This is a genomic window from Boudabousia marimammalium, assembly GCF_001936115.1.
GTDB lineage: Bacteria > Actinomycetota > Actinomycetes > Actinomycetales > Actinomycetaceae > Boudabousia > Boudabousia marimammalium.
This window is the reverse complement of record NZ_MPDM01000008.1, coordinates 72,452-80,463: the sequence shown is the minus strand read 5'-3', so window position 1 is coordinate 80,463 and position 8,012 is coordinate 72,452. Positions and strand designations below refer to the sequence as shown.

Below are 8,012 nucleotides of genomic sequence, written 5' to 3'. Positions count from 1 at the left end.
ACGGTCGGCTCAACCGTAGGCTCGACGGTCGGCTCAACCGTAGGCTCGACGGTCGGCTCCACAGTGGGCTCCGGAGCACCAAGCTCCAAGCGGAAGTAACGACGGTCAGTCGGTGTTACCACCACAAAGTCTTCACCATCATACTCAGCCTTCATTTCAAAGGAGAAGTCTATGGTTCCGCCAGCCTGGGCGTCCTGATGCCCCAACAACTTGTGACCGGAGTTAGCCCACAAAGTGACCTGCCCAGCCATCGGGATGTGGCGCACAGCAACCGGAACCTGAGTGCCTTCTTCTGCACGCACAGTCACGGGAGCACTGGCGTCATCAGTTAGCTCGACAGCGTTAGCGCCAGCAACCACACTGAGCGGCTGACCGTCACCGCAAAGACCATCAACGCGAAGTTCACCAGCACCAGCGAAAGCATCACCATTGTGAGAATTCAGGCCAACCAGTTTCACGTAACGTGCCTGCACCTCAGTGAAGGGAATGTACTTCACAGCAGTGCTACGATCGAAACGTCCGGTAGCGACTGCCTGCCCCCATTCGGTTCCGTCCATCGAGGTGTAAATCTCGTAATCCTTGATACGAGTATTCTGGCTGTCCTGGCGCGGAGTGTATTCAAAACCGCTGACCTTGCACTGCTGATTCAGGTTCAACGAAATGAAGTGCGGGAACTGGTCAGCACCACCACTCCACTTGGTATGCCAGAAGGTGTTCGGATTGCCGTCTGCTGCCGAGGAAGCCAAACCGTTAGGTGCGGTTTCACCTGAGGTTTCCTCAGAGTCATAGCTATCTACGGTGACACCGTTGACGGGAATCTTCAGTCCAGAAGCCGCACTCGGCTCAGCCCAAATGGTGATTTGGGTAGTAGCTGAACGGTCACCGTGCGCAGCACGGACTTGGTAAACGCCAGGCTGAGTGTCCTTCGGGATCAAGATGTAGGTGCTACGGGCACCATTCGCATCAGGACGAACCTGACCTAGGTTCACATCCCCCAAAGTGACATCAACCAAAGTGTTGGGCTCAAAACCAGTAGCGCTGAAAGCCACACGGTCTAGGGGCTTAGCAATTTCTTGGCCAAGTTCAATTGCGGCATCCTCAGTCGGAGTCCACGGCGTGAACAGCGGCTCAGTAGCGGTAGCGGACGGATCAACCATAATCTTCGCGGTCGCGGTGCGGTCGCCGATCTTCAAGGTGACAGTCTTCTCGCCCGGTGTTGCATAAGCGTGCGAACCAGTTAGTACGTACATTCCAGAAGCGTTGTACGCAGTCCGCGGCAAGGTGGAGGTAATGGTGGCAGCTTCCTCAGCGGAACCGTCGCCCCAGTTGACCATCACGGACATGCCGGAGTTACCCACCAAAGAGTTCGACCTGCCGTCGACGTCATTAGTGCGGTCGGCTGCGACCTTAGTGGCGTCCGCGGTCACCTTGGTGCCCGGAGCAGACAGGTAACCCAGTTGGAAAGTGGCATCAGGTGCAGTAGCAACGGACTTAACGCCCGCAACATCGTAGCCCCAGTTACCATCAGTACCATCATAGAAGTTAGAACCTGTAGCGTTCAGGTCCACACCAATCTGAGAGATACGCTTAGCAAAATCAGTACGATCACGCACATCCTGAGGTGTCCAACCGATTTCAGCGTGAGCTAAAGTACGATTGAAGGTCAAGAACTCAACCTGATCGAGGCCGCGAACGGTCTCAGACCATAGCGGCGCCTCAGTACCAATAATCGCGTCATCGGTAGGTAGGTTAATGAAGGTCCGCGGGTTCCAATCGTAGTAGGACTGGAAGTCACAGTTACCCTGGCAGGCCCAAGTCAATGCCAGCGGAGTCTTGGAGTTGTACTTTTGGTCAATGTAAGACTTGTCACCACGAGACAACAGAACCTTCGCACCATGGTTATTCACAGCGTCACGCGTTGGGCCTGCATTACCAGTCCAGTAGTGCATAACATCGCCGGCGGTAATGCCATCAGCCTGAGCGATTTCGTTCCAGCCCAGTGGGGTCTTACCAAAGCCACGCACCATACCCATCACCTCACCGAGGTAGGCGTTGTAGGTAGCATGATCGTAAACTTGAGTCAGAGCATGCGGTTCATCACCACCGATGTGGATGTAATCCCCAGTAGTCATTTCGGAAATCTGACCAAGCACGTGACGCACAAAAGTCTTCGCTACCGGATCGGTCGGGTGTAGATAGGAGTACCCCACTGCTCCGGTACCGTTGGCTGGGGCGGTCGGCTCATCAGCTGTAGCAATGTGCGAGGAACCATCAATATTAAGTTCAGGAATCGCGTGCAGAGCCGCGTTAGTGTGACCGGGAAGATCGATTTCAGGAACAATCATGACGTGGTGGGCAGCAGCATAAGCCTGCAGTTCACGGTAGTCAGCCTGAGTCAAGAAGCCTGTGCGTCCCATTTCACGGGAAGCCTGCTGATTGTGCGGTAGCATAGCGGTCTTACCGGAAATCTCGGTGAGCTTCGTGTAGTCGATAGTGTCACCGGCTTCACGGCCTTCGTTTGTGATTTCGATACGCCAGCCCTGGTCGTCGGACAGGTGGATATGCAGGCGGCTGATCTTGTACTGAGAGAGCGTATCGATCAGCTTCATAATGTCTTCCTTCGGCACAAAGGAGCGGGCAATATCCAGCATCATGCCGCGGTATTCGTAGCGTGGCCAGTCCTTAATAGTAACGGCCGGAACAGTCCAGTTGGAGATAACCGGGGTCTTCATCTGCACGAAACCGGGTAGCAACTGTAGCAGGGTGCGGGTGCCGTTGAATACGCCGTGCGCACCGACACCGGTAATGGTGACCGTGTTTTCGGTGGAGACTAGCGAGTAGGCTTCATCCTTGGTGGAGCCTTCAACCGCACCGAGGGCCAGTTTGATGACGTTCTCAGTGGCGGCAGAGTCGTTTTCAACCGGTACGGGGAATCCGGTGGAGCCACGCAAAGTAGTTGCCAAAAGATCAGCCTCAGACTGCAGTTCAGACGGGGCGGAAATTTTAGTCTCAGCATTCACAGTGAAACCGGTGGCGGACTCATCGTGAGTCATTGAAACCGGCTTGGGGACGAGGGAGCTACCCACGCCACCCTGTGAAGGAAGCACCGGAGCGGGCTCAGCCTTATCCCATGCCTCCATTTCCCAAAGTGAAGCACCATACTTCACGCCAGCGAAAGGAGTGCGCTCGCGCACCTGTAGTTTAACGGCCTTAATCGGAGTGGAACTCTTCTCCGCTGGGATTGCGAAAGTCTCCTTAGCTGCCTCACCGGCGGCAGGGCATGCTTGTGCGTCAGAGAAAGCAATCTTCTCGAAAGCATTACCATCTTCAGAAATCAGCAAATCCCATTTCTTCGGACAAGCAGCTTCCCATACCAAATTAATATGGTGCAGAGTCTTGGGCTGCGCAAAAGTAACAATGGCCCAAGCATCATCACTGGTGTTAGAAGACCAGCGCGACTGTTGACGTTTAGGAGAAGTAACGTCTATCACTCCGTCATTTAGTTTCTCAGGGCCCCAGATACCAGCGACTTCCTGACCAGACGCGGTTACGGCACCTCCATTGGACTGTAGCGCCCAGTTGGTGGGTTCGCCAGCGGCCAGCGCCACGGAAGGAGCTAGCATCACTCCTGTCAGAGCCAGCGCACCAGCACTGACAAGTGAAACAGCTCGTAGGGTCTTTGCCCTAAAGCTGGACTTTCCAATCTTCAAGCTCATTAGAACCTCGCAATCTCTTCATCGAGACACCATGCTTTTCGCACGCATTACCCATTAATCCTACGATTAATCTTGCTCAAAGTCTAGGCTTAATTAGCATCAGTTTTCATAACAATTTAACTTTGGGGCATCTACCGACCGACAGATGCCCCAAAGTTATTGCAAATAAGCCAAATAGTAGCTGAAACTACCTATCTCTACTCTCAGGCTCAAAATGTCTACGCTCACGCACCACAAGTAGCCCAAGGATAAATAGACAGAGTGCAACTACACCGAGGATGAGACTCGAAGAATCAACCCCCGTCGCGCTAAGCGTAGCTACCTTCGTAGATTGCTTACCCGGCATCTCCACAGAAGTGTCCTGATTAGTCGCAAGGCCGGTCTCCGGACTTACCTCTAGGCTAGACTCCGGGCTCGACTCAACAGTCGGCTCCAGAGTAGGTGTGCCAGCGTCAGCCGCCTTGACAGTCCAAGGAAGCTCCAACGCCTCACCAGCAGCACCATTAACCAAGGTCAACTCCAAAGTATGCACACCAGGCACAAACTTCGCCGCAGTCTCAGCACTGATATCCAACATCGCTTGCCCATTACTGACTGTAACAGTACCCAACTCAACCGGATCAGAGTGCAGCACCGCCTTCCATTCAGAGCCCTCAGTAGCGTTAGTGAAAACAAACTCCAACGAAGTAGCCTTACCCTGAGTGAAAGAGTTAGTGGGCATGCCATTAGCAAAGACCTTCATACTCACCTCAACCGAAGGCTCAGTGGTGGACTCGGTAGTCGGTTCCGCTGAAGGTTCAACCGAAGGCTCCACAGTCGGCTCCACAGTCGGCTCCACCGTGGGTTCCACCGTGGGTTCCACCGAAGGCTCCACAGTCGGCTCCACAGTCGGCTCCACAGTCGGCTCCACCGTCAGCTCTGGCTCGGGCGTCGGCTGAGACCGCACCTGCAGGGTGAAATGCCTGCGGCCCTGCGGGGTCAGAACCGCAATCTGTTTGGCGGTAAATTCTGGATCAGCTGTGAATGCAAGCTCTACCGTCTGTTCAGCTTCAGCCTCCTGGTAGGCAAGCAGTTTTTTCTCCGCGGTCAACCAGAGTGAAACCTGTCCCGGCATAGTAACACCCTTGACTACAACAGCGACCTTATCCCCTTCCACGACCTCTATTTCAGGAGTCTCTGCGGCCGAATCAAGGATCTCAACCGCCTCAGCCTCTGGAGCCCGCACCGAAACGCTCATTCCCTGATTGTCACCGCAAAGACCATCCACCCGAATTTCGGCTGCACCCGCAAAATTATTGTTATTTTGAGAGTTCAGCCCAACTAGCTTCACAAATTTCGCTTCCACGGTCGCAAAAGAAACATACTTCGCTGCCTCGCTCGAATCGAAACGTCCGGAAGCAACCGGGTCACCCCACTGGATTCCGTCACGGGAAGCATAGATTTCGAAGTCTTTAATTCTGCCATTTGGTCGCGCCTGACGAGGTGTGTATTCCACACCGTTCACCCGGCAGACTTGCCCCAGGCCCAAGGAAATATGGTGCGGGAATGGGTCCTCACCATCCTGCCACTTGGTGTGCCAGAAGGTGCTGGGATCACCGTCAATCGCCGCATTAGCGAAACCATTAGGTGCAGGTTCTCCGACCCTCTCCTCAGAGTCCACGTCCGCCAAGCTCAAGCCCGCAACCGGATTTTTCACTCCGCTCAGCTGCACTTTATCAGACCAGACCGCAAGCCCCGTTTCCGCAGAGAGGTCTCCCCGCACCGCCCTCAGCTGGTAGTGTCCGCTTGGCGTGTCAGCAGGAACCAGGATGTGAGTAAGCTGGGTGCCATTAGCCCGAGGACGCATCTCCCCCAGCTTTCGGTCGCCGAGGAAGATTTCTACAAATGTATTCGGTTCAAATCCAGAAATCTCGACGGCAACCCTCTCCAGCGGAGAAACAGTTTCTTCCGGAACCTTAATCTGCTGATTCCCAGCCGACTGCCACGGAGTGAAAATCGGCTCCGAAGCAGTCCCGTCCTCGTCAACAACTACCCGCGTCTGGGCGCTACGATTACCAATGCGTAAAGTAATCTCCTTAGTACCCGCGGTAGCGTAACGGTGAGTGCCAGTGAGAGCGTAAAGCCCGGCAGCGTTATATTCTGAACGCCCCAGAGTCGGGGTGATGGTAGCAGCTTCCAGAGGTGAACCGTCACCCCAATCAACCATCACGGCTTCCCCAGCGGCCCCCAGTTGCGTATTAGAAACCCCGTCTTTATCGTCAGTGCGGTCAGCTAGTACCTTAAGTGCATCCGCGGACACCTTAGTTCCCGGTGCTGAAAGCAAGCCCAGTTGGAAGCGGGAAGACAGTTCGGTAGCGGCGGATTCCACTCCGGCCAAATCATAACCCCAATTAGCTACCGCAGTATCATAAAAGTTGATTCCAGCATTGTTAAGATCCACGCCAATATTGGCAACCCGCGAAGAAAAATCAGTTAAATCACGGTCAGCTTGTGGGGTCCACCCCACCTCGGCGTGCGAGAGCATCCGCGGGAAGGTCAGGAACTCAACCTGGTCAATCCCGCGCACAGTTTCACTCCACAAGGCAGCCTCGTTACCGATGATCGCGTTATCATCTTGCAAAGTCAGCTGCGTCTGTGGATTCCAATCATAATATTTGCGAAAATCACAATCTAGGGATTCGCAAGCCCAAGTCAAACCAAAAGGCGTCTTCCGGTTGTACTTCATATCCAAGTATGAGGTTTCATTTTTAGTGATCAGGACTTTCGCGCCAAGCTCGTTAACTGCCCGAGGGACCGCACCAGCTTCATCCTTCCAGTAGTGAACCACATCGCCGGCAGCCAAGCCTTCCGCCTGAGCAATCTCATCCCAACCCATCGGGGTTTTACCCTGATCGCGCACAGCAGCTATCAAACGACCCAAGAACTGGTTATAAACGGCAACCGGGTAACGACGGCCAAATGCAAAAGGTTCATCTCCACCAACATGAATATAGGGTCCGTCAGTCATCTCAGCAAGCTGCTTAATCACATGACGGACAAACTTCTGGGAAGCCTCCGAATTTGGATCCAGATAGGAATATCCCACAGCCCCGGTACCGTTAGCGGGAACAGTCGGCTCCGCAGCCGTACCAAGATGAGATGAACCTGCCGTATTCAATTCCGGAATCGCATGCAAAGCGGCATTAGTGTGTCCAGGTAAATCAATCTCTGGGACAATCAAAACGTGCCGTTGCTTGGCGTAGGCCTGCAGCTCACGATAATCAGCTTGCGTCAAGAAGCCAGTGTGACCGATTTCCTTGGAAGCCTGCCGGTTATACGGAAGCATGCCGGTCTTCCCTGAGATTTCAGTGAGCTTAGTGTAATCGATAGTGTCACCAGCTTCGCGTCCCTCATTCGTGATCTCGATTCGCCAGCCCGGGTCGTCAGTAAGATGCAGGTGTAAAGCAGAAACCTTAAAAGTAGCGAGGTTATCAATCAGCCGCATCAGATCTTCTTTAGGAATGAAAGAGCGACCCAAATCGACCATCATGCCCCGGTAACTATAACGCGGCCAGTCTTCGATCCTTAAAGCGGGAATCGTCCAGTCAGCCAATACTGCTGACCGAGAATAAACAAATCCGGGCAATAGTTGCAAAAGCGTGCGAGTCGCGTTGAATACGCCATGTTCGCTCACCCCAACCAGATTCACTCCCGCAGAATCGGAGGTTAAAGAATAAGCCTCCTTATTGGTGGAACCGGCGACCGTTCCTAAAGCAAGATGAATCGAATTCGGCTCTGCCGCGTCTGCTTCGACAATCGGAAGCAGATAGCCGGTCGAGGTGCGGAGAGTCTGCGCCAACAGCTCAGCTGTAGCTTTCAATCCAGGTGCGGCGACAATCTTGGTGTCACGAGTAATCGTGAATCCAGCTTCACCAGCCTGAGGCGTCAAAGACACCGGCCGCGGAATCAACGACCCGCCAACTTGTTCAGTTTCCGGGCTGGCCTGCGCCACAACATCCTGGGCAAGCATCAGGTGCCCAGTCAGCGCCAGCATCACTGCTACGAAAAATGCGACTACCTTAGAAACAGCAGATTTGCATCGTAATAAAGCCATGTTTGAAATCACCAAAACCTCTTCACATCTCATCTTCGAGACCGCAAGCATCGGGCATGCAAGGAAGATTATAACGTGAATGAAATAGATAAGTCCAGAGGCTTTACGAACAAGATTGCTCATTCAAGGGAAAAATGGCTTAATTAGCTAAAAGAAAAAAAGGGGCGCACCCCATAAGGAGTACGCCCCGAAAACTTCAGCCT

At 53.6% G+C, this 8,012-nt stretch carries 2 protein-coding genes; both read right to left on the bottom strand.

The annotated features are described in order from the left end of the window. A partial coding sequence (locus tag BM477_RS08570) for a family 20 glycosylhydrolase (protein ID WP_158024405.1) occupies positions 1–3,623 on the bottom strand: 3,623 nt, incomplete at its 3' end. Between the two features lie 280 nt (positions 3,624–3,903). Next, positions 3,904–7,932, bottom strand: coding sequence for a family 20 glycosylhydrolase (locus BM477_RS07370; RefSeq protein ID WP_084543795.1), 4,029 nt, complete (start codon positions 7,930–7,932; stop codon positions 3,904–3,906). Between the last annotated feature and the right edge of the window lie 80 nt (positions 7,933–8,012).